Origin of the sequence: Chelatococcus caeni (genome assembly GCF_014196925.1) — a bacterium.
Classification (GTDB): Bacteria; Pseudomonadota; Alphaproteobacteria; order Rhizobiales; family Beijerinckiaceae; genus Chelatococcus_A; species Chelatococcus_A caeni.
Map to the genome: position 1 here is coordinate 344101 of NZ_JACIEN010000002.1, position 26557 is coordinate 370657.

Consider the following 26557-nt stretch of genomic DNA (forward strand, 5'->3'; position numbering starts at 1 on the left):
CTGACCTGCGCGCCGGTCAGCGCAGGGTGAAGTTGATCGGCACGCGCACGTTGAGCGTCGCCTGCCGCATCATGGCCGGCGGCGGGGAGGGCACGGGGCTCGCGTTCCTGGCGCCGTCGATGATGGCCGCGTCGAGGATGGGCGAGCCGCTGCTCGCCGCGATGCGCACGCCGAGCACGTTGCCCGCCGCGTCGAGCCGCAGCAGCACCTGGGCGGAGCCGGTCACGGTGCCGGCGCGGGCGCGGTCGGGATAGCGCATGTGACGGCGCAGGTGCGCCACGACCTTGCCGGCCCATTCCATCTTCGTCTGGCCCGACACGGGGGCCGAGCCTTCGCGGGGCGCGGCCGGCGCGGCGGCCTCGTTCTCCTGCGGCGCCAGGCTGCCGCGCGTGCGCCGCTGCTGCGGCGGCGGGGGGCGGCGCTCGACCCTGGGCTGGACGGCCGCGGTCTTCGCTTGCTCGGGCGGGGTCAGCTCCGGAGGGCGCTGCGGCGGCGTGGGGGCCGGCAGCGTCACCTGCGGCGTCGGCACATCGGGCGGTGGCGGCACATCGAGCGTCGCAACCTCGGCTGGCGTCACCAGCTCGGCGAAATCGGGCGTCGGCGCCTGCTCCGGCAGCTCGACGACGGGATCGGGCAGGGGCTCCGGCGGCGGCTGCTCGGCCGGTTCTTCCGGCCGGGGCTCTTCCGGCACAGGCTCGGGCTCGGGCGGCTCCGGCTGCTCCTCCTCGGTCTCCGTCGGCTGCGTGTCGGCTTCCTCGCCTGGCGTCGTGTCCTCGGTGCTCGCCTCGCTCGGCGGGGCGGCGGCCAGCGGCGCAAGGTCGACCATCACGGCCGCCGGCGGCTCGCCGGGATCCTGGAACGGCATGGCCGAGCGCAGCAGGCCGATGGCGACGAGGCCGTGCACGGCCAGCACCACGGTGCCGGCAAGCGTCCAGCGCAACGCCAGCCGGCCCGGATGTTCCGCAGCGGTGAAGCCGGGGTGGCGCATCCGTCAGGGGCTCGCCGTGGGCGCCGCGGCGGCCGCCTGCTCCAGCCCGACGAGCGCCACCTTGAGATAGCCGGCGGCGCGCAGCGCGTTCATCACCTGCATGACGTCGCCGTAGGCGACGGCCTGGTCGGCGCGCAGGAAGATGCGCTCCTCGCGGTTGCGGTCCGTCGCCCCATCGAGCGCGGCGGCGAGGCCCTCGCGCGTCACCGTCTCCTCGCCGAGGGTGAGGCCGAGGTCCGCTTTGATGGTGAGATAGAGCGGCCGGTCGGGGCGCGGCTGCTGGGCGGCGTTCGACACCGGCAGGTCCACCGGCACGTCGACGGTGGCGAGCGGCGCCGCCACCATGAAGATGATGAGCAGGACGAGGATGACGTCGATGAACGGCGTGACGTTGATCTCGTGCGTCTCGGCGAGATCGTCATCCCCGTGGTTGAGCTGGACGGCCATGGTGATGCCTGTTCATTCCGCCGCGGCGGGCAGGCCGGAGACGGCGCGCAGGTTCGTGCGCCGTCCCTGGGCGGCAAGGTCGCGACGGTCGAGATCACGCGAGAGGAGGCGCATCACCTCGCTGCCGGCATCGGCGAGGAGGGCCTTGTAGCCGCCGATGGACCGCGTGAAGGCGTTGTAGATGATGACGGCCGGGATGGCGGCGACGAGGCCGATGGCCGTGGCGAGCAGCGCCTCGGCGATGCCTGGCGCCACCACGGCGAGATTGGTCGTCTGCGCCTGCGAGATGCCGATGAAGGAATTCATGATGCCCCAGACGGTGCCGAAGAGGCCGACGAAGGGGGCGGTAGCGCCGATGGTGGCGAGGAGGCCGGTGCCGCGCGTCATGCGCCGGGCCGCATTGGCCTCGATGCGGGCGATGGAGATGGCGACGCGCTCCTTGATGCCGTCGGCCGGCATGGCGCCGGAGCGCTCCACCTCGCCCTGCGCCGCCCGCGGCAGGTTCGCCGCCGGGCTGCGCGCGGCGACGCGGTCGCGGTCGAAGACCGCCTCCAGGGCGTCGTCCAGCGTCGCGGCCCGGGCGAGCGCGGCATTGACCCGCCGGGCGGCGCGCCGGGCGGCCGCCAGTTCGAGCGTCTTGGCGAGCCACACGGTCCAGGTGACGACCGAGGCGAAGGCAAGGCCGATCATGACCGCTTTGACGACCCAGTCGGCCGCCATGAACATGCCCCAGGGCGACAGGTCGTGCGGCAAGAGGGCCGTCGCCCCCATGGTCGTGGCCTCGTTCACAGCAGTACTCGCCCCGGCGGGGGGGATCGCCGGGGGCGTTGCCGCAGGTTCCGCTCCTTCGGTCGCGGCAGGCTGATCCGCCGCCGGCCCGGCCTGCGGCGCAGCCTCGGTGGGGGGAGCCGCTTCCGCACGAGGGGCAGTCGCCTGCGGCGCGGTTTCCTGTTGCGCGGGGGCAGCAGCGCCGGGCTGCGTCGCTTCCTGCTGCGCCTCGGCGGCTGCGATCGAGAGCGCGCCGAAAACAAAAACGATGGCGAGGCGACGCATCGCGGCGCCGGCCGTGTGCGAGGCGATCCATCGGCGTGCCTCGCGCCCAGCATGCGGCTGAGTTGCTGTCATGTCCGGCCTCGTTCGCTGTCGGTCTGTTTTCGCCTGCCGCGGTCGCCAGGGGACAGGCATGCATATGTGCTTTGCTGCAATAGACAGACGGTAGATGGCAAGTAAAAATCGAAAAATCTAAATTAAAATAATTCCAAAGAAGGAGAGAGCGAGATGAATTACGGAGGACTTCTTATTGCCAAGCGCCGTTTTGCAGCAAGCGGCTTCACCTCGGCGCTGAATGCGTCGCTGCTATGCGCAAAGTGAAAAGCGCGGCGAAAAACGGTGCGCGGGGGCGGCGACTGCCCTATTGAGAAGATCAACGAAAAGGAGCGAAACCACATGAGCGAGGGTTCACCCTTCACCTGCGTGCTCGACGCACGCGCCCGCCTCGGCGAAAGCCCGGTCTGGTCCGTGGCGGAGCAGGCTCTCTACTGGGTGGACATCAAGGGCCGGGCCCTGCATCGCTTCGACCCCGCGACGGGCGTGGACGAGGCCATGGCGATGCCCGAGGACATCGGTTCGGTGGTGCTCGTCGAGGGCGGCGGCTTCATCGCGGCGCTGCGCACGGGGCTCTTCTTCGTCGAGGCGGACGGGACGGTGCGCGAGTGCCTCGCCGCCAATCCCGAGGACCATGCCGTGAGCCGCTTCAACGACGGGCGCACGGACCCTGCGGGGCGTTTCCTCGTCGGCACCATCGACGAGCCCAAGGCCGGCGGCAAGGCGCATCTCTACCGCTTCGACGAGGGCGGCCTCGTGCCCCTCGTCGGCGGCCTGCTCACCTCGAACGGCCTCGCCTTCAGCCCCGACGGAACCTGGCTCTATCATTCCGACACGCCCGCCTTCACCGTCTATCGCCAGCGCTACGACATCGAGACCGGGGAATTCGCCGACCGCGAGGAATGGGTGCGCCTGACGCCGACGGAGGCCGACCGGGGCCGGCCCGACGGCGCGGCGGTGGACATCGAGGGGTGCTACTGGACGGCCCTCTTCGAGGGCGGTCGCATCCAGCGCTATTCGCCGCAGGGCGAGCTCCTCGCCGAATATCCGGTGCCCGCCCAGTGCCCGACCATGATCGCCTTCGGCGGGGCGGACCTGCAGACGATCTTCGTCACCTCGGCGCGGGACGGGCGGCCGGAGGAGGAACTCGCGCGCCTGCCGCAGTCCGGCGGCATCTTCTCCATGCGCGTGCCGGTGCCCGGCCTGCCGGAGCCGCTGTTCCGCCGGCCGGTGCGCTGAGCGCGATGCGCGGCTGGCGCATGATACGCGGCTGGCGCATGGGCGTTGCCCGCCTTCCGCCGTTCCCGGCGGCGGCGGGCAGCGCTAGAGAGGGCCGATTGCAGCCGGTGCCCCGTTCATGACCGCCTCCACCTCCGGATCGACCGCCGAAGCTTCGTCGCGCCCCGCGCGCGGGCGCCTGAACGGGCGCATGGGCGGCCTCGCCGATGTCTTGCCGGGGATCCTGCTCGCGGCGGCGGTCGCCGTCGTCGCGACGCTGCTCGAGCCCATCGCGGCGCGCCTTGCCGCCGCCCTCTTCGGCGCCACGGCCGGGCTGCCGGCGATGGTGCTGGCGCTCGTCGTCGGCATCCTGCTCAATCCTGTGGCGCAGCGGTCGGTCTTCAGGCCGGGCCTCACCTTCTGCGTCAAGAAGGTGCTGCGCTGGGCCGTCGCCCTGCTCGGCCTGAAGATCGCCGTCGGCGACGTCCTCGGCCTCGGCTGGCAGGTCATGGTTGTGGTCGTCGCCGGCATGGCGGCGACGCTCGTCTCGGGCGTGTGGCTGGCGCGTCTCTTCGGCCGCAGCGACGCCTATGGCGCGCTCGTCGGCAGCGCCACGGCCGTCTGCGGCGCCTCGGCGGCCCTCGCCACGGTCAGCGTGCTGCCCGACTACAAGGAAAGGGAAGCCGACGTCGCCTTCGTCGTCGTGGCGGTGAACGCCCTGGCGACGCTCGCCATGCTGCTCTACCCGCCGCTCGCGGCCTTCCTCGGTTTCGACGACCGCATGACCGGCGCCCTCCTCGGGGCGGCGATCCACGATGTCGCCCAGGTCGCCGGCGCGGGCTATGCGGTGTCGGAGGCGGCGGGCAATACGGCGGTGGTGGTCAAGCTCTTCCGCGTCTTCCTGCTGCTGCCGGTCGTCCTCGCCGTCGCCTTCTATTTCGCGAGCCAGGGCGGCAGCACGGCGCGGGCGCGCGTGCCCGTGCCGGTCTTCGCGCTCGTCTTCCTGGCGCTCGTCCTCGTCAACAGCTACGGCCTGCTGCCCGGCCCGGTCACGGCGGTGCTCAACGAGGCCTCGCGCGCCGGGCTGCTGCTTGCCATCGCCGCGCTCGGCCTCGGCACGTCGCCGCGGGCGCTGGCGAGCCTCGGCTGGCGACATGTCGTCATCGTCACCGGCGTGACGCTCGTCATCCTCGCCGTCTCGGTCGCGGGGCTCGCGCTTCTCGGCTGACGCGCCTCAGCCGCGCGCCGCGGGTGTGGGGGCCGGGGCACCGGACGGCACGGCGGTCGCCTCCTCGTCCTCCTTCTCCTCCGCCATGCTGCCCCTGAGGGCGATGCACAGCAGCGTCGTCGGGATGCCGATGGCGGCGGTGAGGATGAAGAAGGTCGGGTAGCCGAAGCTGTCCACCATGTAGCCGGAGAGGCCGCCGACGACCTTGCCGGGCAGGGCGTAGAGCGAGCTCAGCAGCGCATATTGGGTCGCGGCGAAGGCGGGCGAGGTCAGGCTCGACATGTAGGCGATCAGCGCCGTTCCGGCAAAGCCGCCGGCGAAGTTGTCGAGGCTGATGCTGAGCATCAGGAGATTGAGGTTGTGCCCCTCGAGCGCCAGCCAGGCGAACATCAGGTTCGAGGCAGCGGCGCTGACGGCGCCGATGAGCAGGGTGGTCCACAGGCCGAGGCGGGTCGCCGCGATGCCGCCGGCAAAGGCGCCGAGGATGCCGATCCACACGCCGTAGAGCTTGGAGACGCTGGCGATCTCGGACTTGGAGAAGCCGAGGTCGATGTAGAGCGGGTTGGCCATCACGCCGGCGACGAAATCCGGCAGGCGGAAGAGCGCGACGAGGACGAGGATGGCGACGATCATCGGGCCCTTGCGGCGAGCAAGGTCGGCGAAGGGCTCGACCACCATCTCCTGGGCGCGCGCCAGGAAGGAGGTGCCCTTCGGCGCGGCGCGCTCGCGGCCGATGTCGAGATTGGGGGCGAGGAGGCTCGCGCCGACGCCAACGGCCATGACCGCGGCCATGGCGAGGTAGGCGCTGCGCCAGTCGACGAAATCGGCGATGTAGAGCGCGCCCGCGCCGGCGCAGATGAGGGCGAGCCGATAACCGAGCTGGTACGCGGCCGACATCATGCCCTGCCGCTCGGTGGGGGCGGCGTCGATGCGCCAGCCGTCGATGACGACGTCCTGCGTGGCCGAGAAGAAGGCGACGACGAGCGCGCAGACGACGGTGAAGCCGAGGCTCGTTCCCGGATCGCTCATGGCGATGCCGACGAGGCCGAGCGCGATGCCGCCCTGGGCCGTCAGCATCCAGGCCCGGCGCCGGCCGACGAGGCCCGACAGCACCGGCACGTCGAGCCGGTCGATCACCGGTGCCCAGACGAACTTGAAGCTGTAGGCGAGGGCGACGTAGCTCAGGAGGCCGATGTCGGTGCGCGAGATGCCCGCCTCGCGCAGCCAGGCCGACAGGGTGCTGAAGACGAGGAGGAAGGGCAGGCCGGCGCTGAAGCCGAGCGCCAGCATGATGGCGAGGCGCCCGTCCGAGAGGAGGGCGGCGAGGCTGAGGCGGGGGCGCTCGGTCTTCGTCACGGCATCATTCCGGTGTCTCGTCGCTCGCTGTCCGCCGGACAGCGGCGACCGCCGGCCACGGCCAGCATAGCAGCAATGATGGCGAGGGTGCGCCCGATCCCGTTGACTTTCCGTTAACTATGCGGCGCCGGCGGCTGAGGTTTCTTCGGGGCCGGCCTCCACGCTCGTCTCGCTGCCAAAGGCTGCATCGGGCCCGTTCGGATCGCCGGGGGCCGTCTCCCAGCCGAGATCGGGAAAGGCCATGACGCGGTTGTTGCGGAAGTCGTTGCGGCAGACGATGACGCCGCGCTCCTCCATATAGGCGATGAGGCGGCGCGCCCGGCCGGCCGAATGCGTGCCGTAGGCGCGGGCGACCGCGGCGTCCGAGGGGCAGGGGGCGCCGTCGTGCGCGGCGCGGGCGAGCATCAGGAAGACGCCGTGCATGTCCTCCGGCAAGGTCGCCGCCAGCGAGACCGCCGCATGCCAGGGACCTTCCTCGGCGGCGCTCTGCGCGTCGATGCCGGCGCGCGCCATGGCGAGGCGGCGACGGAAGGCCGGCAGGTCCGGCGGTGCGCCCGGCACCCGGCGGATGCGGCAGCGCACGAGGAAGTCCTGGTAGAGCACGGCGATGGAGCGGAAGGCCGAATCGGGGTCGGCGAGCACTTCCGCGAGCACGGCGTCGATCAGCGCGTCGCGTTCGGCGGGCGGCATCGGCGGCTCGGTCGGCTCGCTCGGTGCCGGCGGCTCGGGCCTTGCACGCACGAGCTGGGCGAGGATGTCGTTGGTCGAGGGCGGCGGCGGTGCGACGGGCCGGCGCGGCGGCGGGCGAATGGGCTCGGGCTCTGCGGGCGTGAAGATGAGCTCGTGCGCATCCTCGGGCGGCTGCTCGGGCAGGGGCAGGAGCCGCGGGCTGCCGCTGCGGGCGCTCGTCTCGACGGCGCCGATGGTCACCGGCAGCGGCCGGCGCGACAGGGCCGGACCGAGGGCGACGAAGCGGCCGCGGTCGAGGTCGCGGAACATCTCGGCCTGGCGGCGTTCCATGCCGAGGAGGTCGGCGGCGCGCGCCATGTCGATGTCGAGGAAGGTGCGCCCCATGAGGAAGTTCGAGGCTTCCGCCGCCACGTTCTTGGCGAGCTTGGCGAGGCGCTGGGTGGCGATGACGCCGGCGAGGCCGCGCTTCCTGCCGCGGCACATCAGGTTGGTCATGGCGCCGAGCGAGACCTTGCGCGCCTCGTCCGACACCTCGCCGGCCGCCGCCGGGGCGAAGAGCTGCGCCTCGTCGACGATGACGAGCATCGGATACCAATAGTCGCGCTCGGCGTCGAAGAGGCCGCCGAGGAAGGCGGCGGCGCAGCGCATCTGCATCTCGGAGTCGAGGCCCTCGAGGTTGAGGACGACGGAGACGCGGTGCTGGCGCACGCGTGCGGCGATGCGGGTGAGGTCGTTCTCGCTGCGGCTCGCATCGACGACCACATGGCCGAAGCGGTCGGCCAGGGTGACGAAGTCGCCCTCGGGATCGATCACGGCCTGCTGCACCCACTGGGCGCTCTGCTCCAGCAGGCGGCGCAGGAGGTGCGACTTGCCGGAGCCGGAATTGCCCTGCACGAGCAGGCGCGTCGCGAGCAGCTCCTCGAGATCGAGCAGGGCGGATGTGCCCGCCTGCGTCACCCCCATGTCGATCCCGACCTTCATCCCACTCCTCGTTTCGGCTCCCGGCCATCCGGCGACCGGTCCCGTGCGATTCGCACCCGCGAGCGCGCGGCCCATCAATAGCTGCCTGAGGCAAGGCGCGCCAAGACCGGCAGCGCCTGCCAAAGGGCCGAAGCTGGTGGGAGGCAGGCGCAACATGTCGTAATGAGACGCGATTCCTGTCGCGTTCGCGTCAAAGTCGTGGTGAACGATGATCGCCGTGGCCCGGCGGCGGTCGCAGGATGGCTCAGGGAAGGCGACATGACGGCACGTATCGAGGAAACGCATATCGTCTATGACGGCTGGACGACGGTGGAGGTCGCCACGATCCGTTTCGAGGACGGTTTCGTCATCCACCGCGAAGTGGAGAATCACGGCACGGCCGTGGCGGTGCTCGCCTTCGACCCGGAGCGCGGCGTGGCGCTGCTCACGAGCCAATGCCGCGCGCCCATCCTGCGTGAGGGCGGCGATAGGGTGCTCGAGGTGCCGGCCGGGCTCGAGGAGGGAGAGGAGCCCGCGGCCTGCGCCCGGCGCGAGGTGCTGGAGGAGACGGGCGTCCGGCTCGACCGGCTCGTCAATGTGGTGCGTGCCTGGACGATGCCGGGCCTCTCCACCGAGCGCTGCTCGCTCTTCCTCGCCGAATACCGCGAGGCCGACCGGGTCGAGGACGGCGGCGGGCTCGACGAGGACGGCGAGCGCATCACCGTCCACGAGCTGCCGCTCGCCACCCTCGCCGTGATGGCCGACGAGGGCAGGCTGACCGACCTCAAGACCTTCGCCCTCTTGCAGACGCTGCGCCTGCGGCGGCCGGAGCTGTTCGCGCCCCGGTGAAGCGCCTCAGGCCGGTGACGCCTCAGGCCGGTGCCGTCTCGCTCGCCTCGTCCGTCTCGATGCCGAGGAAGCCGCCGGACTGGCGATGCCACAGGGCGGCGTAGAGGCCGCCGCGGGCCAAGAGCTCCTCGTGCGTGCCGGTCTCGACGATGCGGCCGCCGTCCATGACGACGAGCCGGTCGAGCACCGCGATGGTCGACAGGCGATGGGCGATGGCGATCACCGTCTTGCCCTCCATCAGGGCATAGAGCTGCTCCTGGATGGCCGCCTCGATCTCCGAATCGAGGGCGGAGGTCGCCTCGTCCAGCACGAGGATCGGCGCGTCCTTCAGGAGCGCGCGGGCGATGGCGATGCGCTGGCGCTGGCCGCCCGACAGCTTGACGCCGCGCTCGCCCACATGGGCGTCGTAGCCGCGGCGGCCCGACGGATCGGTGAGGTCATCGATGAACGCGTCGGCATGGGCCATGCGTGCCGCCGCCCGGATCTCCTCCTCGCTCGCCTCCGGCCGGCCGTAGGCGATGTTGTCGCGGATCGAGCGGTGCAGCAGCGAGGTGTCCTGCGTCACCATGCCGATCTGCCGGCGCAGCGACGCCTGGGTGACGGCGGCGATGTCCTCGCCGTCGATGAGGATGCGCCCGCTCTCGGCATCGTAGAAGCGCAGCAGCAGGTTGACGAGCGTCGACTTGCCAGCGCCCGAGCGGCCGACGAGGCCGACCTTCTCGCCGGGCCTCACGACGAGCGACAAATCGTCGATGACGCCGGACTCGCGCCCGTAGTTGAAGCGCACGTGCTCGAAGCGGATCTCGCCCCTGGAGACGACGAGCTCGCGCGCGTCCGGCCGGTCCTTGATGGCGGTCGGCCGGGCGATGGTGTTCATGCCGTCCTGCACGGTGCCGATCTGCTCGAAGAGCCCCGCGACCTCCCACAGGAACCAGTCGGACATGCCGCGCAGGCGCAGCACGATGGCGATGCCGACGGCGATCGCGCCCATCGACAGCGCCGACTGGTGCCAGGCGTAGATCGACAGGCCGGCGACGCCGGCGAGCAGGAGCGCGTTGGTGGTGTGCAGCCCGACCGTGAGCCAGGTCACCAGCCGCATCTGCCGGTAGACCGTGTCCATGAAGCCGCCCATGGCGTCGCGCGCGTAGTCGAGCTCGCGCCGGGTGTGGGCGAAGAGCTTGATGGTCTGGATGTTGGTGTAGCTGTCGACCACCCGGCCGGTCATCTCGGCCCGGGCGTTGGCCTGCTGCATCGAGATGGCCCTGAGCCGCGGGACGAAGAAGACCATGAGCCCGGCATAGGCGAGGAGCCACAGGACGAGCGGCAGCATCAGGAGCAGGTCGGCGCTGGCGAGGAGGAACAGCGCGCCGAGGAAATAGGTGACGACATAGACCGCGACGTCCATGAGCTTCATCACCGTCTCGCGCACGGCGAGCGCCGTCTGCATCACCTTCTGCGAGACGCGGCCGGCGAACTCGTCCTGGAAGAAGGCCATGCTCTGGTCGAGGATGTAGCGGTGCGTCAGCCAGCGCGCGATCATCGGATAATTGCCGAAGATGGTCTGGTGGGTGACGAGCGACTGCGCGAGGACGACGAGCGGAAAGCCGACGACGACGAGCAGCGCCATGCCGATGAGCGCCCATCCGTGCGTCTCGAAGAAGGTGGCGCGGTCCGCCTTGGCCAGCCAGTCGACCAGCGAGCCCATGAAGCCGACGAAGCTGATCTCGATGATCGAGATCACTGCCGTCAGCACCGCCATGACGATCAGCCAGGGCAGCACCGGGCGCGAATAGTGCATCACGAACGGCACCAGCCGGCGCGGCGGCGCGACGGCCTCGGCCCTGGGGAACGGATCCACGAGGGTTTCGAAGAAGCGGAACATGGCGTCCAGACTGAAATCGGTGGAGCTGCGGCTGGCAGGGTCGCGCGCCGCAGCGGGAAGGGGTCTTGCTTGCCGCTTCCTCAGGCGGCGGGGATGAGCATGGCCAAGGGCATATGGTAGCTCCTGCGCTTCGTTGCACGCCCGCCGTTCGGCATGGCCGGAAGGCGGGTGGTTCATGGCGGAGCGGCGTTATAGGACCTCGACCAAGGTTGAGATCAAGCCACCGCTCCGCAGGCTGGCGGCCTCATGGCCGCCAGCCGTCCGTCAGTTCCAGCGCCTGCCGCTCGAACAGGCGGCGGTAGAGGCCACCGGTGCGCGCCACGAGCTCCTCGTGGCTGCCCTCCTCGACGACGACGCCGTGGTCGAAGACGAGGATGCGGTCGACGGCGCGCACCGTCGACAGGCGGTGGGCGATGATGAGCGCCGTACGGCCCTTGAGCAGCCGCGCCATGGCCTGCTGGATCGCCGCCTCGCTCTCCGAATCGAGGGCCGAGGTCGCCTCGTCGAGGATGAGGATCGGCGCATCCGCGAGGAAGGCTCGCGCCAGGGCGACGCGCTGGCGCTCGCCGCCCGAGAGCTTGACGCCCCGCTCGCCGACCAGCGTCGCATAGCCGCGCGGCAGGCGGTCGATGAACGCGTCCGCATTGGCGAGCGCCGCCGCGCGCCGGATCTCCTCCATCGTCGCCCCCGGCTTCGCATAGGCGATGTTCTCGGCGAGCGAGCGGTGGAACAGCACCGGCTCCTGCTGCACGATGGCGATCTGGGCGCGCAGCGAGGCCTGCGTCGCATGGCGCACGTCCTGCCCGTCGATCAGCACGCGGCCGCCGGTGACGTCGTGCAGGCGCTGGATGAGCTTGACGAGCGTCGTCTTGCCCGAGCCGGACGGGCCGACGAGGCCGAGGCTCTCGCCCGGCGCTATCGTGAGGTTGAGGTCGCGGTAGAGCGGCGTCGGATGGCCGCCGTAGCGGAAATCGACGTGCTCGAACACGATCTCGCCGCGCTTGACCGACAGCGGCCTCGCATCGGCCATGTCCTCCACGCCGAGCGGCGTGTCGTGCATGGCGACCAGCTCCTCCATCTCGTTGACGCCGCGCTGCAGGTTGGAGATGTGGTAGCCGACGTCGCGCAGGTAGCCCTGCACCATGAAGAACATGGTGAGTACCGTGGCGAGGTCGCCGGCGCTCGCCTCGTCGCGCCACCACAGCCACAGGGCGACGGCGACGATGCCGATGCGCAGGGCGAGGAGGGTGACGATCTGCAGCGCCTCCGAGCCGGAGCTGCGCAGCCAGGTGCGCCGCGTGCGGCGACGCCACTTGTCGATCAGGGCGGCGAGGCGTGCGTCTTCCCGCGTCTCCGCGCCGAAGGCCTTCACCACGGCATTGGCGCCGATGGCGTCGGCCATGGCACCGCCGAGCTTGGTGTCCCAGCTGTTCGACAGCCGGGCCGCCGGCGCCACCCAGCGCAGCGACAGGAGCATGGTGAGCACCACGTAGAGTATGCCGCCGGCGGCGACGAGGAGGCCCATCTGCGGCCAGCGCCAGCCCAGCAGCAGCGTCGCGCCCAGGAGCACCATGGCCGAGGGCAGGAGCGCGATGAAGATGGTGTCGCCGACGAGGTCGATGGCCCACATGCCGCGGCTGATGCGGCGCACCGTCGAGCCGGCGAAGCTGTTGGCGTGCCAGTCCGACGAGAAGCGCTGCACGCGCTCGAAGGCGTCCGAGCCGGTGCGGCTCATGACCTTCAGTGTCAGCTCGATGATGGCGAGGATGCCCGTCATGCGGCCGGCGAGCACGAGGAGCCCCATGAGCGCGAGCAGGCCGAGCGCGACGAGCGCGGCCCCGAGCGCCTCCTCGCGTCCGGTCTCGCCGCTGCGGGCGATGGCGTCGACGATCTGGCCGGCGAAGACGGGCACCAGCACGTCGGCGACGGTGGCGACGACGAGGCCGCCGATGAGGGCGGCGAGCAGGGCGGGATGGCATCGCCATCGGCGCCAGAGGAAGGCGAGCACGGGGCGAAAAGCCCCCGTGCGCCGGTTCTGTTCGGCGGTCACGGTTCGATCACGCCCGCGCGGCGCGGGCGGCCCTTATGAGGGAAGCAGGCGCCGGCGACGCGCGCACGACGGCCCGCGGGCCAAGGCCCGGTCCCGAAATGGATAGGAGGTGGAAAGTGGGGTCGGCGGCCTAAGCCGCTCGCGACCTAACGGCGCTTGCGCCCGCCGGGAGAAATGCCGGCGCCCGCCCGCAGCATGGCAAAGGGCATCTGCGTATGACGGATAACTGTCATGTCCGCCCTCCTGCGGGGTGAGTTAAGGGCGCCCTTTGTAATGCGTGATCAGTTTTTGGGCAAGTCCGCTCCGGCAGAAGTAGCGCAAGTAGCGGCAAGGCGTGGCATCGGGGCCACAGGCGGGCCCCGCCGTCCGGTGCGGGAGATCACGTCGTCCGTCGCGGCAGATGCTAAGCTGTTCCTGCTTTCGGCCATCTCCGGAGGGGAGGACCATCATGGCCAGGAAAACGCCACCGGTCAGGGAACAGGTTGTCGGGCCTTATGTACGATCGAACGCCTATATCAAGGGTCGGCTGATCGATTTCGACACGGGGAGCGCGGCGCTCGAGGGACAGCACAAGCGCTGGCTGTCGGAGAAGATGGCCTATGTGAAGAGCCAGTCCGGCTTCCACATGTGGCTGATCGGCTTCGCCTCGAAGATCGGGGACGCCAACTACAACAAGCGCCTGTCGAACGACCGGACCAATGCGGTCCTCAAGTTCATCGGCGACCTCGACGATCGCGCCCTCAACGCCATCGAGCTCTGGGAAGCGCGCGGCGAGGAAGGCTACAAGGCGGCCGAAAGCGACAATTCGGCCGACATGCGCGCGGTGGAGGTCCACATCTTCATCGGCGATATCCCGCCGCCGCCGCCGCCTCCGGACATCAAGCCCAATCCGCGGCCCCTGCCGCCCCTGCCGGGCGGGCAGCGCTATTCGGACTGGGCGGTCGCCTCGCCGGGCGGCGCGGTGTCGAACATCCTGCCGGGCGTCGTCATCGGCTTCAACGTCTTCGTCTTCCGCAACAGGACGACCGGCGAGCAGCGGGCCTATATCGCGCCGAGCGCCGGGTTCGGCCAGTCGCTGAGCCTGAAGGGCGGGCCGGTGATGCAGGCGGTGCAGACGCTGCTGACCTCCCCGGCCGGGACCAACATGGATTTCGAGCCGCTGACTTCCCCGCTGCCCGTCACCTGGGACGAATTGGGCGACAGCCTGAGCACGGTCTCGTCGATCGGCGGGGGCGTCGGGCCGCGCGGCGTGACGGCGATCCACACCACGATCGAGGCGCCAAACGTGTGGCGGCACTCGCCCTCGGGCGTGCCGATCCGGAAGGAGCTTCAGCTGTTCTCGTTCGACTATGTCGGCAAGAACTTCCAACTCGGGGCCGGCGGCTCGGCCGTCGTCGGGCCGCTGGTCGAAGTCGCCCGCTGACGGTCGGCAGGCGGGACCGGCTTGCGGGCGTGCGCCGCCCGCAAGCCGCCGCCAAAGTCACACGTCGAGGTTTGCCACCGACAGGGCGTTTTCCTGGATGAACTCACGCCGCGGCTCGACGATGTCGCCCATCAGCTTGACGAAGATGTCGTCGGCCTCGTCGACCTCGCGGATCTTCACCTGCAGGAGCGAGCGGTTCTCGCGGTCGAGCGTCGTCTCCCAGAGCTGGTCCGGGTTCATCTCGCCGAGGCCCTTGTAGCGCTGCAGCTGGATGCCCTTGCGGCCGGCGGCCATGACGGCGTCGAAGAGGCCCACGGGCCCGTCGATCGCCTTCTCGTCGCCGCGGCGCACGAAGGTGGCGGGCTTGGCATAGACGTCCTGCAGGCTCGCGGCGCGCTCGTCGAGCTTGCGCGCCTCGGAGGAGGCGAGGAGCGCCGCGTCGAGGCTCACCGCCTGGCGCACGCCGCGCACGGTGCGGGCGAAGACGAAGCCGCCGGCTTCCGCCCGGCCTTCCCAGCCGCGCTCGGTCTCCTCGGCGATGGCGTCGAGGCGCCGGGCGATGTAGCTCGCCGCCGCTTCGGCCTCCGCCGGCTCCTCCGCCACCTGCGGGCGCAGCGCCCCGGCGATCGCGGCCTGCTCGACCACGGTGCGGTTGTAGCGCGTGTGCAGGCTGCCCAGCATCTGGCGCACGAAGCGCGCCTCCTCGATGAGGGAGCGCAGGTCGGCGCCGGCGCGTTCCTCGCCGTTGCCGAGCCGCAGGAGAGAGCCCTCGAGGCCGCCGTCGATGAGATAGTCCTCGAGCGCCCGCTCGTCCTTCAGGTACTGCTGCGACTTGCCGCGCGTGACCTTGTAGAGCGGCGGCTGGGCGATGTAGAGGTGCCCGCGCTCGATCAGCTCCGGCATCTGGCGGAAGAAGAAGGTGAGCAGCAGCGTGCGGATGTGGGAGCCGTCCACGTCCGCGTCCGTCATGATGATGATCTTGTGGTAGCGCAGCTTGTCGGGCGCGAATTCCTCGCGGCCGATGCCGGTGCCGAGGGCGGTGATCAGCGTGCCGATCTCCTGGCTCGACAGCATCTTGTCGAAGCGCGCGCGCTCGACGTTGAGGATCTTGCCCCTCAGCGGCAGCACGGCCTGATATTCGCGCGCGCGGCCCTGCTTGGCGGAGCCGCCGGCCGAATCGCCCTCCACGATGAAGAGCTCGGCCTTGGCCGGGTCGCGCTCCTGACAGTCGGCGAGCTTGCCGGGCAGGGAGGCGATGTCGAGTGCGCCCTTGCGCCGCGTCAGCTCGCGCGCCTTGCGCGCCGCCTCGCGCGCCGCGGCGGCCTCGACGACCTTGCTCACCACCGTCCTGCCGTCGGAGGGGTTCTCCTCGAGCCAGGTCGACAGGGCCTCGTTCATGATGCCCTCGACCACGGGGCGCACCTCCGAGGAGACGAGCTTGTCCTTGGTCTGGGAGGAGAACTTCGGATCGGGCACCTTCACCGAGATGATGGCGGTGAGGCCTTCGCGGCAGTCGTCGCCGGTGAGCGAGACCTTCTCCTTCTTGGTGAGGCCGCTCGTCTCGGCATAGCCCGTGATCTGGCGCGTCAGCGCGGCGCGGAAACCGGCCAGATGCGTGCCGCCGTCGCGCTGGGGGATGTTGTTGGTGAAGGCGAGCACCGTCTCGTGGTAGCTGTCGTTCCACCACAGGGCGATCTCGGCGCCGATGCCGTCGCGCTCGCCGCGCAGCACCACCGGCTTGGTGATGAGCGGGCTCTTGGTACGGTCGAGGTAGCGCACGAAGGCCTCGACGCCGCCCTCGTAGCACAGCTCCTCGCGCTTGCGCTCGGCGTGGCGGTTGTCGGTGAGGACGATGCGCACGCCCGAATTCAGGAAGGCGAGCTCGCGCAGCCGGTGCTCCAGCGTCGCATAGTCGAATTCGGTGATGGAGAAGGTCTGAGGGCTCGGCAGGAAGGTCACCTCCGTGCCGCGCTTGTCGCCCGCCTCGCCGACGACCGTGAGTGGGGCCACGGCGTCGCCGTGGTGGAATTCGACGAAATGCTCCTTGCCGCTGCGCCAGATGCGCAGCTTCAGCCAGCTCGACAGCGCGTTGACGACGGAGACGCCGACGCCGTGCAGGCCGCCCGAGACCTTGTAGGAGTTCTGGTCGAACTTACCGCCGGCGTGCAGCTGGGTCATGATGACCTCGGCGGCCGAGATGCCCTCCTCGGCGTGCAGGTCCGTCGGGATGCCACGGCCGTTGTCGGTCACCGTGCAGGAGCCGTCGGCGTTGAGCGTCACCGTGACCTCGGTGGCATGGCCGGCGAGCGCTTCGTCGATGGCGTTGTCGACGACCTCGTAGACCATATGGTGCAGGCCCGAGCCGTCGTCGGTGTCGCCGATATACATGCCCGGGCGCTTGCGCACCGCATCGAGCCCCTTGAGCACCTTGATGGAATCGGCGCCGTAAGAGTCGGGGTTGAGGTCGCGGGCGGGTTCGGCCATGGGGCGATAATCCTGTCAATGATCCTGAGCCGCACGCGAGGCGTGCGATAGGCTTGATTCGACTGTTAAATTTAGTGTCTCAACCGGGCGATTGCACGTGTTGCGGCCGCTTTCGCGGCCTCATTTGCAGCCTTGCCCTGGCTCCGATGCGTCCCGTCAACGGCTCGCCACCGCAACGGCCGCGCCCGCCATTACCGTCCCGGTGGCGCGGTTGACGAGGCGCACCGCCTGAGCGCTCGTGAAGAGGCGGCGCGCGCGGGCGGCAAGGACGATATAGGCCGAGAAGACCGCGGCGAGAATACTCAGCGTCACGACGACGAGCTCGACATAGCCCACGGCGTCGAGACGGGCGAGGTCGACGATGTTCGGTACGAGCGCGAGATAGAACACGATGACCTTGGGGTTGCCGAGGGTGACGGCGAGCCCGGCGAAGAACAGCTTCACCGGGTGCTCGCGCCGGCGGTCCGCCTCGATCTCGCGCGCTTCGGCCGGGGCGCTCCACAGTTTCCAGGCAAGATAGAGCAGATAGGCCGCGCCGGCGTATTTCACCACGAGGAAGACGCCGTGGAAGGTCTGGGCGAGGACGGCGAGGCCCGTCACGGCGAAGGTCAGCCACACGACGTCGCCGATGGCGAGGCCGGCCGTGAAGGCGGCCGCTCCCTGGGTGCCGCGGCCGAGCACGCGCGCGACGATCGCGGCGATGCCGGGGCCGGGCGAGGCGGCCGCCACGGTGAGCGCGCCGGCGAAGACGAGAAGGCCCGTGAGGTCGAGACCGGACATGAACAGCAGCAACTCCATGCGTCGCGGGCGGATCAGCGCTCCTCGCCGGCGACCGCCCCGTTCTTAGCAGAAATGCCCGCATCCGCGAAGTCCGGCGTCACCGGCGGGACCTTGCCTCCGGCCGCGTCCGGCGGTCGCGGCGGATGGACGATGGTGACAAGGACGAAGCTGATGATCAGCAGCAGGAACCAGGACCCCATCTTGGCAAGCGAGACGAGCTGCCAGTCCCCCTGCCCGGCATAGCGCCAGGTGTTGGTCGCCGTGCCGATGTTCTCCGCGATCCAGATGAAGAAGGACGTGAGGAAACAGGCGAGGAGCAGCGGCATCCAGCGCGGCACCGCATCGACCGTGAAATAGATGCGGCTGCGCCCGTAGATGACGAAGGCGGCGACGAAGAGGACGTAGCGGCCGTCGACGACATAGTGATGGGTGAAGAAGTTGACGTAGATGAGGCCCGCCAGCAGCGCCGTCGTCCAGAAGGGCGGGTAGTGCGCAAAGCGCATGTCGAACAGGCGGATGACGCGCACCATGTAGCTGCCGACGCTCGCATACATGAAGCCGGTGAAGAGCGGCACGCCGCCGATGCGCAGCACCGCCGCCTCGGGGTAGGTCCAGCTGCCGACGTGCGTCTTGAAGATCTCCATGACCGTGCCGACGACGTGGAAGAGGAAGATGATCTTGGCCTCTTCCAGCTCCTCGAGCTTCAGCAGGACGAAGGCGACCTGCACGAGGATCGCCGCAGCGAAGAGCGCGTCGTAGCGATGGACCGGCCAGTCGGGCGACCAGACGAGCTTGGTGACGATGATCAGCGCCAGCATGATGGCGCCGAAGAGCGAGGCCCAGGCCTGCTTGAAGCCGAAGACGAGGAACTCGCGCAGCGGCCACGGCAGGCGTGCGAGGAGACGGCGGGCGCGCTGGTGGGCGCCGGCGAGCCAGGGGGCGTAGCGGCCGGGATGGCCGAGCGGGGACGGGGCTCGCGTCATGCGGCGGGCGCCGCCGGTGCGAGCCGGCCCGGCGTCACGGCGAAGCGCACGGCGTCCGCGGGCAGGTCGGCGAAAAGGGCGGGGTCGGCGCCGGTCATCCAGACCTGGCTGCCGAGCGCGGCGAGCGTGCCGTAGAGCGCGGCCCGTCGGCGCGGGTCGAGATGGGCGGCGATCTCGTCCAGGAGCACGAGCGGGGCCATGCCGCTCATGGCGGCGACGAGGCGGGCATGGGCGAGCACGAGCCCGATGAGGAGGGCCTTCTGCTCGCCGGTGGAGCATTCGGCGGCCGGCGTGTCCTTCGGCCCGTGGCGCACGGTGAGGTCGCTCGCCTGCGGCCCGGCGAGCGTGCGCCCGGCCGCCCGGTCGCGCAGGCGGCCTTCGGCGAGGCGGGCGCGGTAGAGGTCCTCCACCTCGACGGCCGGCCGGTCGGCGGCCATGTCCTCGAACTCGCCGGCGAGGGCGAGATCGCCCCAGGGGAAGGGGGAGGCGTCGTCGCGTGCGGCGAGGACGAGGGCGGCAAGCCGCGTCACGGTCTCGCGCCGCGCGGCGGCGACGGCGACGGCGAGCTCGGCGAGCTCGGTCTCGATGGCGTCGAGCCAGGCTGTGTTGCGGGGATGCTCCTCGAGCACCCGGTTGCGGCTGCGCAGGGCGCGCTCGAAGGCATTGACGCGCGTGCCGTGGGTGGGGTCGACGGCGAGGACGAGCCGGTCGAGAAAGCGCCGCCGGTCGCCGGGCGTGCCGGTGAAGAGGCCGTCGAGCGCCGGCGTCAGCCAGACGACGCGCACATACTCGGCGAAGGCGGCCGGGGAGCCCGCCGTCTCGCCGTCGATGCGGCAGCGGCGCGCAAGGCCGCCGTCCGGCGCGCGCTCCGTTCCCGTGCCCAGCCGGACGCCGCCCCAGCGGGTGTCGAGCGTGACGGAGACGGAGAAGGTGCCGGGCCCGTCGTGCGCCGCCATGGCGGCGAGGTCGGCACGCCGCAGGCCGCGGCCTGCCGTGAACAGCGACAGCGCCTCGAGCACGTTGGTCTTGCCGGCGCCATTCTCGCCGACGAGGGCGACGAGCGGCGCATCAACGTCGACGTCGAGGGCACGATAGCTGCGGAAGTCGCGCAGGCCGAGGCGCGTCACGCGGCAGGGCCCGGCCGCGCCTGTCGGCGGCAATGCAGCGGATGGCGGTTGCTCGGTCATCGCCTCGTCACGCAGCGGCGCGGCACCGCCGCCGCGCCTCTTGCCGCAGACCGGCGAGGCGTGCGCGCCGTCCCGTCCGGATGCTTACACCCGCATCGGCATCAGGACGTAGAGGGCGCTCGCGCCCTCGCGGTCCTGGATCAGCGTCGGCGAACCGGGGTCGGCGAGCTTGAACAGCGCGGTGTCGCCGTCGAGCTGGGCCGTGATGTCGAGGAGATAGCGGGCGTTGAAGCCGATATCGAGCGCATCGGCCTCGTAGTCGACCTCGATCTCCTCCGTCGCGCTGCCCGAATCGGGGTTGGTGACCGAGAGCGTCAGCCGGCCGTCGGCGAGAGCGAGCTTCACGGCCCGGCCGCGCTCGGAGGAGATGGTCGAGACACGGTCGACAGCGGCGGCGAAGCTCACGCGCTCGACGACGAGCTGCTTGTCGTTGCCGGCCGGGATCACCCGCTGATAATCGGGGAAGGTGCCGTCGATGAGCTTGGAGGTGAGGACGACCGAGCCGATCGACAGGCGGATCTTGCTCGGGGACAGTTCGACGCTTGCCTGCGCCTCGGCGTCTTCCAGCAGCTTCTGCACCTCGGCCACGGCCTTGCGCGGCACGATGACGCCGGGCATGCCGGCCGAGCCCTCGGGCGCGGCGGTCTCGACGCGGGCGAGGCGGTGCCCGTCGGTGGCCACGGCGCGCAGCACCGGCACGCCGTTGCTCTCGATGGTGTGGAGATAGATGCCGTTGAGGTAGTAGCGCGTCTCCTCGGTCGAGATCGCGAACTGCGTCTTGTCGATGAGGCGCTTCAGCTCACCCGCCGGCAGGGTGAAGCGGTGCGGCATCTCGCCGGCCGCGATGTCGGGGAAGTCGCTCTCGGGCAGGGCCTGCAGCGTGAAGCGCGAGCGGCCCGAGCGGATCAGCATCTGGCTCGTGTCGCCGCCCGTCTCGAGCGAGACCTGGGAGCCGTCGGGCAGCTTGCGCACGATGTCGTAGAGCACGTGCGCGGGCACGGTGGTCGCGCCCGCCATCTCCACATCGGCGGCGAGCGCCTCGGTGACTTCGAGATCGAGGTCCGTCGCCTTGAGATGCAGCATGCCGCTCTCGGCGCGCAGCAGCACGTTCGACAGGATCGGAATGGTGTTGCGCCGCTCGACGACGCGATGCACATGCCCGAGCGACTTGAGGAGCGCCGCCCGCTCGACCGTGACCTTCATGACCGCCCGTTTCCCTTTGGCGCCCGAAGGCGCATGAGGCTCGCTTGCCCGGCTGGCTGGTAGCCCACCGGGGCACGCACAATGCCGTCTTGTCGGCCCTTGTGCAAGGGCGGCAACGGGTGTGTCAACAGTGGCGGGCGCGGCAGCTCGGGCTGCGGCCGCTCACTCCTGCAGCATGCGCTTGAGGAGCTCGACCTCCTCGTTCAGCGCCGGGTCGTCACCCACCGCCTTCTCGATCTTGCGCACGGCATGCAGCACGGTGGTGTGGTCGCGCCCGCCGAAGCGCCGGCCGATCTCGGGCAGCGAGCGCAGGGTCAGCACCTTGGAGAGATACATGGCGATCTGCCGCGGCTTGACGACGGCCGCCGTGCGGCGCTCGGACAGGAGGTCGGCGCGCGAGACGTTGTAGCGTCCGGCGACGAGCTTCTGGATGTCCTCGATCTTGACGCGCTTGGGATCACGGGTGCGCACCAGGTCGCGCACGGCCGCCTCGGCGGTCTCGACAGTGAGAGGCGAGCCGGTCAGCGTCGCATGGGCGAGCAGGCGGTTCACGGCCCCGTCGAGGTCGCGCCCGTTGGTGGCGATGACGCGCGCCACATAGGCGACGACGGCCTCGGGCACTTCGAAGGCGGGATGCAGGGCCTGCACCGCGGCGATGCGCGTCGACAGGATGCGGGAGCGCAGCTCCTCGTCGAGCGGGCACATCTCGACGACGAGGCCGCCGGCGAGGCGCGAGCGCACGCGCTCGTCGAGGGCCTCGAGGTCGGACGGCGGACGGTCCGCCGCCACGACGATCTGCCGCCCGGCATCGAGCAGGGCATTGATGGTGTGGCCGAATTCCTGCTGGATCGACTTGCCCTGGAGGAACTGAACGTCGTCGATGACGAGCATGTCGATGCCGCGCAGGCGCTCCTTGAAGGCCAGAGCCGTCTGGGCCTTCAGCGAGGCGACGAAGCCGTACATGAAACGGTCGGCCGTCAGGTAGATGACGCGCTTGCCGCGGCCCTGCGCCTCGTGGGCGATGGCCTGCATGAGATGCGTCTTGCCGAGGCCGACGCCGGCATGGAGATAGAGCGGGTTGTAGAGCGGCGCGCCGCCTTCATGGCGGGCGATGCGGTCGGCGGCGGCATGGGCGAGGGCGTTCGAGCGGCCGACGATGAAGGTGGAGAAGGTGAGGCGCGGGTCGAGCGCGTTGGCGGCGCTGTCGTCGGCAAGCTCCGGGGCCGCGGCCTTCTCGCTCGTGCTCTCGCGCGCCTCGTCGGCGACGCGAGGACGCGCCACGACAGGGGCGGCAGCGCGCGCGGGGGCGGCGGCCGGCTCGCTCGGGCGGGCGGCCATGGGCATTTCGCGCGTCACCGCGCCGCGGACGAAGAAGGCGACGCGGCTGACGGCCGCATGCTCGGCCTTGAAGACCGCCAGGACGCGATCGGCGTAGTGCGACTCGATCCAGCTCTTGAGGAAGCGGGTCGGCACGGACAGGCGGGCGGTGCCGGCCGCAAGGCCGTCGCATTCCAGCCGACCGAACCAGCTCGAGAACACGTCTTCGCCGAGCTCGGCCCGCAGCCGGCGGCGCACGCGCCCCCAGGCGTCCGACAGGTCCTCGCTGCCGCCGGCGGCGCCGCGAGCGTCATCGATATCGGGCACGGGGCCGTGCGGGACAGCCGCGCCCTTGGCCTCGATCACGCTCTCTTCGCCTTTGTACATCGCCCCAGCTCCTCGTTCTTCTTGTTTGGTGCCGAAGACGCCCCTTGCGATGCAGGCCACCCTGCAGCGCCGCTGGACGCATTCCGCTACCGACGATTGAGTTTCGCAAAAAGAACCCCGCCTGCCGCCGCCATTTTCGGGCAACGGCATCCTGGCGCTCTTGCTGCAATCGAATTCGGACCAGCTATGTCGGAAAAGTTGTTATTGGTTCGTTCTTATGCCGCTCGCCTGATCCTTCGCCTGTATGGACAGGCTTTTCCGCAATCCGGGAGGAATAGTCAATGGGTTCGAGCTGAAGCAACTGCGTAGCGCGACGCTTTGTCTTCGAGACAACACGAACCCCTCCCCCGAAATGAGGTTTAATGCTTTTGACTTGCTATTGAGAACCTCGGCCGTGGTGGCGAGGTGGGATGACCCTACGCCAAGGGCCGGCCCGACGCAACACGACTATGGGTTGTGTCGCCCTCGCAGAGCGCGCAAACCGCTCCGCGGCCTCTCGCAAGGTGGTGGCAATTACGTGCAACTCCTTGTGGATCCAGCGAGTTTAAAAGAGTGGCCGGAAACCGAGAAGCCGTTTCAAGGCATTGTTTCCGTCTGCAGAAGGGGGCCTGCAGGGGGCTTCCAACGGGGGGGATTCGGGTCGTGCCGAGCCCTTTGCCCCCTAAAGTTTTGTCAGCACGGCATTTTGTCTGCGCGGTCATGGCGGCGCGACTGCCGCCGCGCCACCCCGACAGAACGCTGCTTTGTCAAGCCGCCCGGTGCCGGAAATCGCGCCCGCGATGCTGCCGTCGCCGCGCGTTGCCGAACGGCCCGGCGGGCGCCCGGTTCGCGCGAGAACGGCCGCTTCTGCCGCCGGCAAAAAGAAAGAGCCCGGCCGAAGCCAGGCTCTTTCGGACCCTGTAGGAGACGCGTTCGGCGGCAAGATGCCGCCAGCGCGGCCTCAGGCCTGCAGCGCCTTGATGCGGTGCGTCAGGCGCGCGACCTTGCGCGAGGCGGTGTTCTTGTGCAGCACGCCCTTCTGGGCGGCGCGCATCAGCTCCGGCTGGGCGCTCTGCAGGGCGTCGAGCGCGGCCTGCTGGTTGCCCGTCGCGATCGCTTCCTCGACCTTGCGGATGAAGGTGCGCATGCGGCTGCGGCGCGCCTTGTTCACGGCGGTGCGGCGGGCGATCTTGCGCGTCGCCTTCTTGGCCGACGGGGTGTTCGCCATGGTGATCCTCGTATCGTCCCGATCTGGCCGCGCGGCAAAGGGCCGGGCGATCGGGATCGGTGGTGGCGGTTGAACGGAAATGACAGCGATCAAGCCGCTGCCCATGAGCGCGGGCTTATAGTCTCTCGCAGCCCGAGCGTCAACGGCCTGTCGCATTCGGCGACCGGGAATCGTCGGCGGCGTGTCAGGGCAGGAGGCCCCGCAGCCACTGGCCGAGCGGATTGGCGCCGTCGAGAAGGAGGCGCAGCGCCATCAGGCAGCAGACGGCGACGATGAGCGGGCGGATGAGCCGGGCGCCGTGGCGCAGGGCCAGGCCGGCACCGAGGCGGGCGCCGACGAGCTGCCCCGCCGCCATGGCGAGGCCGAGCGGCCACAAGACGGCCCCGGTCGCGGCGAAGAGGACGAGCCCGCCGAGATTGCTGGCGAAATTGAGCAGCTTGGTATGGGCCGTCGCCCGCACCACGCCGAAGCCGAGCAGCGTGACGAAGCCGAGCATGTAGAAGGAGCCGGCGCCGGGGCCGAGCAGCCCGTCGTAGAAGCCGACGGGGGCCACGATGGCGAGGGTGAAGGCCAGGCGGCCGATGCGGGCGCGCGCATCCTCGTCGCGCACCTTGCGGGAAAAAGCGAAATAGACGGCGATGGCGATGAGGAGGATCGGCATTGCGGCGGCGACGAGCGCGACCGGCAGCACCTTGACGGCGAGAGCCCCGATGACCGCCGCGATACCCGCGACGACGGCGAGCGGCGCGGCCCCGCGCCAGTCGATCATCCCGGCGCGGGCGAAGCGATGGGTGGCGACCGCCACCCCGAAGGTGCCCTGCAGCTTGTTGGTGGCGACGGCGGTGACGGGGTCGAGCCCGGCCAGCATCAGGGCCGGCACCGTGATCATGCCGCCGCCGCCGGCGATGGCGTCGACGAATCCGGCGACGACCGCCACGAGCGCGAGCAGGGCGACGATGTCGAGTTCGAGACCGGCCATGGATGACCGGCCTCCCCGCCGGATGAGAATCGCGCGACTCCCGCAGACGCGCGCCCTCTATAAAGGCCGGTCAGCGGTTCTTGAAGTCCGCCTTGCGCTTGTCCACGAAGGCGGCCATGCCTTCCTTCTGGTCGGCGGTGGCGAACATGGCGTGGAAGAGGCGGCGTTCGAAGCGGATGCCCTCGGCGAGCGTCGTCTCGTAGGCGCGGTTGACGCTCTCCTTCGTCATCATGACGATGGGCAGCGACATGTCGGCGATGGTCGCGGCCGTCTTCAGCGCGTCATCCAGAAGTTCCGCCGCCGGAACGATGCGCGCCACGAGGCCGGAACGTTCCGCCTCCTCGGCGCCCATCATGCGGCCGGTGAGGCAGAGCTCCATCGCCTTCGCCTTGCCGATGATGCGCGTCATGCGCTGGGTGCCGCCGGCGCCCGGCATGACGCCCAGCTTGATCTCCGGCTGCCCGAACTTCGCCGTGTCGGCGGCGATGATGATGTCGCACATCATGGCGAGCTCGCAGCCCCCGCCGAGAGCGAAGCCGGCCACGGCGGCGATGATCGGCTTGCGCCGGCCGGCCACGCGATCCCAGCTCGTGATGAAATCCTCGAGGTAGGTCTCGGGATAGGAGAGGTTCTGCATCTCCTTGATGTCGGCGCCGGCCGCGAAGGCCTTCTCGGAGCCGGTGATGACGATCGCGCCGATGCCCGCATCCTTCTCGAAGCCGTCGAGCGCCGTGTTGAGCTCGCTGATGAGCTGGGAGTTGAGGGCGTTGAGGGCCTGCGGACGGTTGAGCGTGACGAGGCCGACCTTGCCGCGCGTCTCCACGAGGATGGTTTCATAGGCCATGGGCGAAGTCCTCCGATGGGGTTGCTGAAGGGCTACCCGAAGGCGGATGGCCGCGTCCATACGCATTCGCGCAAAGCCGCCACCGCCTTCTCATGCGCTCACCTCTGGCACTGGCTGCACCAGAAGGTGGAGCGGCCGGACTGGACGAGCCGCGCGACGGTGCCGCGGCAGCCGGGGGTCGGGCAGGGCGCATGCTCGCGGTCGTAGACGCGGAAGGCGTGCTGGAAATAGCCGAGCGAGCCGTCGGTCTTCATGTAGTCGCGCAGGGTCGAGCCGCCGGCGGCGACGGCCTCGGTCAATACGTCGCGGATCGCCGTCGCCAGCCGCTCGGCCGCCGCGGCCGGTCGGCCGGCCTTCGTCGCCAGCGTGCCGGCGGCGCGCAGGGGTGACAGGCCGGCCCGGTGCAGCGCCTCGCACACATATATATTGCCGAGCCCGGCGATGAGGCGCTGGTCCATGAGCGCCGCCTTGAGCGGCGTTTTCCTGCCGGCGAAGAGGCGGGCGACGAGCGCGCCGTCGAGGGAATTGCCCAGCGGCTCGACCCCCAGGTGGCGGAAGAGGGGATGGGCATCGAGTTCGCCGCGGGGGACGAGCGTCATGAAGCCGAAGCGGCGGGCATCGTTGTAAGTGATGCGGGCGCCATTGGAGAGCCGGAACACGACATGGTCGTGGGCGGCGTTGTGGCCGGCCTCCTGGTAGAAGTCGCCCGGCTCGCGCAGCGCCCCGCCCGCCTCCTCGACGATGAAGCGGCCCGTCATGCCGAGATGCATGACGAGGATGTCGCCGCCGGAGAGATCCGCCATCAGATATTTGGCGCGCCGGCCAAGCGCGACGACCTCGCGGCCCTGCAGCCGCTCGGCGAAACGCTCCGGGAAGGGGAAGCGCAGGTCCGGCCGGCGCTGGTCGACGGCCGTGATGCCGGCGCCGACCATCGCCGGCTCGAGGCCCCGCCTTACCGTCTCGACCTCGGGCAGTTCGGGCATCGCGTCTC

At 70.2% G+C, this 26557-nt stretch carries 21 protein-coding genes; 4 read left to right on the plus strand and 17 right to left on the minus strand.

Annotated elements, in window-relative coordinates:
• Nucleotides 1-16: 16 nt before the first annotated feature.
• The 3 genes from GGR16_RS10305 to exbB are packed head-to-tail and all read right to left on the minus strand — an operon-like array spanning nucleotide 17 to nucleotide 2224.
• Nucleotides 17-988, minus strand: a complete 972-nt coding sequence (locus GGR16_RS10305) for a TonB family protein (protein WP_183316549.1) — start codon at nucleotides 986-988, stop codon at nucleotides 17-19.
• A 3-nt stretch (nucleotides 989-991) separates the two neighbouring features.
• Nucleotides 992-1435 carry a TonB system transport protein ExbD gene (exbD, locus tag GGR16_RS10310; RefSeq protein ID WP_183316550.1) on the minus strand — a complete coding sequence of 148 codons (444 nt, stop codon included), beginning with the start codon at nucleotides 1433-1435 and terminating at the stop codon, nucleotides 992-994.
• A 12-nt stretch (nucleotides 1436-1447) separates the two neighbouring features.
• The gene (gene exbB / locus GGR16_RS10315; protein WP_425486572.1) at nucleotides 1448-2224 is read right to left on the minus strand and encodes a tonB-system energizer ExbB; all 777 of its coding nucleotides are present in this window, start codon (nucleotides 2222-2224) and stop codon (nucleotides 1448-1450) included.
• Between the two features lie 657 nt (nucleotides 2225-2881).
• Here exbB and GGR16_RS10320 point away from each other — a divergent pair.
• Complete coding sequence (locus tag GGR16_RS10320) at nucleotides 2882-3778, plus strand: SMP-30/gluconolactonase/LRE family protein (protein ID WP_019401221.1); 897 nt, start codon at nucleotides 2882-2884, stop codon at nucleotides 3776-3778.
• Between the two features lie 118 nt (nucleotides 3779-3896).
• The gene (locus tag GGR16_RS10325; protein WP_246372982.1) at nucleotides 3897-4985 is read left to right on the plus strand and encodes a YeiH family protein; all 1089 of its coding nucleotides are present in this window, start codon (nucleotides 3897-3899) and stop codon (nucleotides 4983-4985) included.
• Between the two features lie 6 nt (nucleotides 4986-4991).
• On the opposite strand, the gene GGR16_RS10330 is transcribed toward GGR16_RS10325, so the two are convergent.
• Together GGR16_RS10330 and GGR16_RS10335 are read right to left on the minus strand one after the other, a co-directional pair.
• Nucleotides 4992-6341, minus strand: a complete 1350-nt coding sequence (locus GGR16_RS10330) for an AmpG family muropeptide MFS transporter (RefSeq protein WP_183316551.1) — start codon at nucleotides 6339-6341, stop codon at nucleotides 4992-4994.
• A gap of 117 nt (nucleotides 6342-6458) precedes the next feature.
• Nucleotides 6459-8012: a helicase HerA domain-containing protein gene (locus GGR16_RS10335; protein WP_183316552.1), complete on the minus strand. Its 1554-nt coding sequence runs from the start codon at nucleotides 8010-8012 to the stop codon at nucleotides 6459-6461.
• Between the two features lie 258 nt (nucleotides 8013-8270).
• On the opposite strand from GGR16_RS10335, the gene GGR16_RS10340 reads away from it, so the two are divergent.
• Nucleotides 8271-8840: an NUDIX domain-containing protein gene (locus tag GGR16_RS10340; protein WP_019401225.1), complete on the plus strand. Its 570-nt coding sequence runs from the start codon at nucleotides 8271-8273 to the stop codon at nucleotides 8838-8840.
• A gap of 22 nt (nucleotides 8841-8862) precedes the next feature.
• Here the strand turns inward: GGR16_RS10340 and GGR16_RS10345 are convergent, their stop codons facing one another.
• Nucleotides 8863-10722 carry an ABC transporter ATP-binding protein gene (locus GGR16_RS10345; protein WP_183316553.1) on the minus strand — a complete coding sequence of 620 codons (1860 nt, stop codon included), beginning with the start codon at nucleotides 10720-10722 and terminating at the stop codon, nucleotides 8863-8865.
• A gap of 244 nt (nucleotides 10723-10966) precedes the next feature.
• Nucleotides 10967-12772, minus strand: a complete 1806-nt coding sequence (locus tag GGR16_RS10350) for an ATP-binding cassette domain-containing protein (RefSeq protein ID WP_183316554.1) — start codon at nucleotides 12770-12772, stop codon at nucleotides 10967-10969.
• Nucleotides 12773-13220: 448 nt separating this feature from the next.
• Here GGR16_RS10350 and GGR16_RS10355 point away from each other — a divergent pair, with 448 nt between their 5' ends.
• On the plus strand, nucleotides 13221-14195 hold the full coding sequence (locus GGR16_RS10355) for an OmpA family protein (RefSeq protein WP_183316555.1): 975 nt from the start codon (nucleotides 13221-13223) through the stop codon (nucleotides 14193-14195).
• A gap of 57 nt (nucleotides 14196-14252) precedes the next feature.
• On the opposite strand, the gene gyrB is transcribed toward GGR16_RS10355, so the two are convergent.
• The 10 genes from gyrB to mutM all read right to left on the minus strand — a co-directional run bounded on the left by gyrB (nucleotide 14253) and on the right by mutM (nucleotide 26549).
• On the minus strand, nucleotides 14253-16679 hold the full coding sequence (gene gyrB, locus GGR16_RS10360; protein ID WP_019403825.1) for a DNA topoisomerase (ATP-hydrolyzing) subunit B: 2427 nt from the start codon (nucleotides 16677-16679) through the stop codon (nucleotides 14253-14255).
• A 156-nt stretch (nucleotides 16680-16835) separates the two neighbouring features.
• Nucleotides 16836-17459, minus strand: a complete 624-nt coding sequence (locus GGR16_RS10365) for a LysE family translocator (RefSeq protein ID WP_040405269.1) — start codon at nucleotides 17457-17459, stop codon at nucleotides 16836-16838.
• A gap of 32 nt (nucleotides 17460-17491) precedes the next feature.
• On the minus strand, nucleotides 17492-18442 hold the full coding sequence (locus tag GGR16_RS10370; protein ID WP_183316556.1) for a DUF817 domain-containing protein: 951 nt from the start codon (nucleotides 18440-18442) through the stop codon (nucleotides 17492-17494).
• Nucleotides 18439-19629 (minus strand): DNA replication/repair protein RecF, encoded by a 1191-nt coding sequence (gene recF / locus GGR16_RS10375; RefSeq protein WP_183316557.1) that lies wholly within the window; start codon nucleotides 19627-19629, stop codon nucleotides 18439-18441. Before recF ends, GGR16_RS10370 begins: the two co-directional genes overlap by 4 nt.
• An 84-nt stretch (nucleotides 19630-19713) precedes the next feature.
• Nucleotides 19714-20832: a DNA polymerase III subunit beta gene (gene dnaN, locus GGR16_RS10380; RefSeq protein WP_019403829.1), complete on the minus strand. Its 1119-nt coding sequence runs from the start codon at nucleotides 20830-20832 to the stop codon at nucleotides 19714-19716.
• Nucleotides 20833-20994: 162 nt separating this feature from the next.
• Entirely contained in the window at nucleotides 20995-22536 is a 1542-nt protein-coding gene (dnaA, locus tag GGR16_RS10385) for a chromosomal replication initiator protein DnaA (protein ID WP_019403830.1), read from the minus strand.
• 940 nt (nucleotides 22537-23476) lie between these two features.
• Nucleotides 23477-23743 carry a 30S ribosomal protein S20 gene (gene rpsT, locus GGR16_RS10390; RefSeq protein ID WP_019403831.1) on the minus strand — a complete coding sequence of 89 codons (267 nt, stop codon included), beginning with the start codon at nucleotides 23741-23743 and terminating at the stop codon, nucleotides 23477-23479.
• A 184-nt stretch (nucleotides 23744-23927) separates the two neighbouring features.
• Nucleotides 23928-24722, minus strand: a complete 795-nt coding sequence (locus GGR16_RS10395) for a TSUP family transporter (protein WP_183316558.1) — start codon at nucleotides 24720-24722, stop codon at nucleotides 23928-23930.
• A gap of 70 nt (nucleotides 24723-24792) precedes the next feature.
• Nucleotides 24793-25566 carry an enoyl-CoA hydratase gene (locus tag GGR16_RS10400; RefSeq protein WP_019403833.1) on the minus strand — a complete coding sequence of 258 codons (774 nt, stop codon included), beginning with the start codon at nucleotides 25564-25566 and terminating at the stop codon, nucleotides 24793-24795.
• Nucleotides 25567-25664: 98 nt separating this feature from the next.
• Nucleotides 25665-26549: a bifunctional DNA-formamidopyrimidine glycosylase/DNA-(apurinic or apyrimidinic site) lyase gene (gene mutM, locus GGR16_RS10405; protein WP_019403834.1), complete on the minus strand. Its 885-nt coding sequence runs from the start codon at nucleotides 26547-26549 to the stop codon at nucleotides 25665-25667.
• Nucleotides 26550-26557 lie beyond the last annotated feature (8 nt).

What these genes read in the sequence shown, in the direction of transcription:
- GGR16_RS10355 (WP_183316555.1), top strand. Translation starts at nt 13,221, where the DNA reads ATGGCCAGGAAAACGCCACCGGTCAGGGAACAGGTTGTCGGGCCTTAT.
- GGR16_RS10320 (WP_019401221.1), top strand. Translation starts at nt 2,882, where the DNA reads ATGAGCGAGGGTTCACCCTTCACCTGCGTGCTCGACGCACGCGCCCGC.
- GGR16_RS10345 (WP_183316553.1), bottom strand. Translation starts at nt 10,722, where the DNA reads ATGTTCCGCTTCTTCGAAACCCTCGTGGATCCGTTCCCCAGGGCCGAG.
- recF (WP_183316557.1), bottom strand. Translation starts at nt 19,629, where the DNA reads ATGACCGAGCAACCGCCATCCGCTGCATTGCCGCCGACAGGCGCGGCC.
- GGR16_RS10370 (WP_183316556.1), bottom strand. Translation starts at nt 18,442, where the DNA reads ATGACGCGAGCCCCGTCCCCGCTCGGCCATCCCGGCCGCTACGCCCCC.
- rpsT (WP_019403831.1), bottom strand. Translation starts at nt 23,743, where the DNA reads ATGGCGAACACCCCGTCGGCCAAGAAGGCGACGCGCAAGATCGCCCGC.
- dnaA (WP_019403830.1), bottom strand. Translation starts at nt 22,536, where the DNA reads ATGTACAAAGGCGAAGAGAGCGTGATCGAGGCCAAGGGCGCGGCTGTC.
- GGR16_RS10325 (WP_246372982.1), top strand. Translation starts at nt 3,897, where the DNA reads ATGACCGCCTCCACCTCCGGATCGACCGCCGAAGCTTCGTCGCGCCCC.
- GGR16_RS10305 (WP_183316549.1), bottom strand. Translation starts at nt 988, where the DNA reads ATGCGCCACCCCGGCTTCACCGCTGCGGAACATCCGGGCCGGCTGGCG.
- GGR16_RS10335 (WP_183316552.1), bottom strand. Translation starts at nt 8,012, where the DNA reads ATGAAGGTCGGGATCGACATGGGGGTGACGCAGGCGGGCACATCCGCC.
- GGR16_RS10395 (WP_183316558.1), bottom strand. Translation starts at nt 24,722, where the DNA reads ATGGCCGGTCTCGAACTCGACATCGTCGCCCTGCTCGCGCTCGTGGCG.
- exbD (WP_183316550.1), bottom strand. Translation starts at nt 1,435, where the DNA reads ATGGCCGTCCAGCTCAACCACGGGGATGACGATCTCGCCGAGACGCAC.
- gyrB (WP_019403825.1), bottom strand. Translation starts at nt 16,679, where the DNA reads ATGGCCGAACCCGCCCGCGACCTCAACCCCGACTCTTACGGCGCCGAT.
- GGR16_RS10400 (WP_019403833.1), bottom strand. Translation starts at nt 25,566, where the DNA reads ATGGCCTATGAAACCATCCTCGTGGAGACGCGCGGCAAGGTCGGCCTC.
- mutM (WP_019403834.1), bottom strand. Translation starts at nt 26,549, where the DNA reads ATGCCCGAACTGCCCGAGGTCGAGACGGTAAGGCGGGGCCTCGAGCCG.
- dnaN (WP_019403829.1), bottom strand. Translation starts at nt 20,832, where the DNA reads ATGAAGGTCACGGTCGAGCGGGCGGCGCTCCTCAAGTCGCTCGGGCAT.
- GGR16_RS10365 (WP_040405269.1), bottom strand. Translation starts at nt 17,459, where the DNA reads ATGTCCGGTCTCGACCTCACGGGCCTTCTCGTCTTCGCCGGCGCGCTC.
- GGR16_RS10340 (WP_019401225.1), top strand. Translation starts at nt 8,271, where the DNA reads ATGACGGCACGTATCGAGGAAACGCATATCGTCTATGACGGCTGGACG.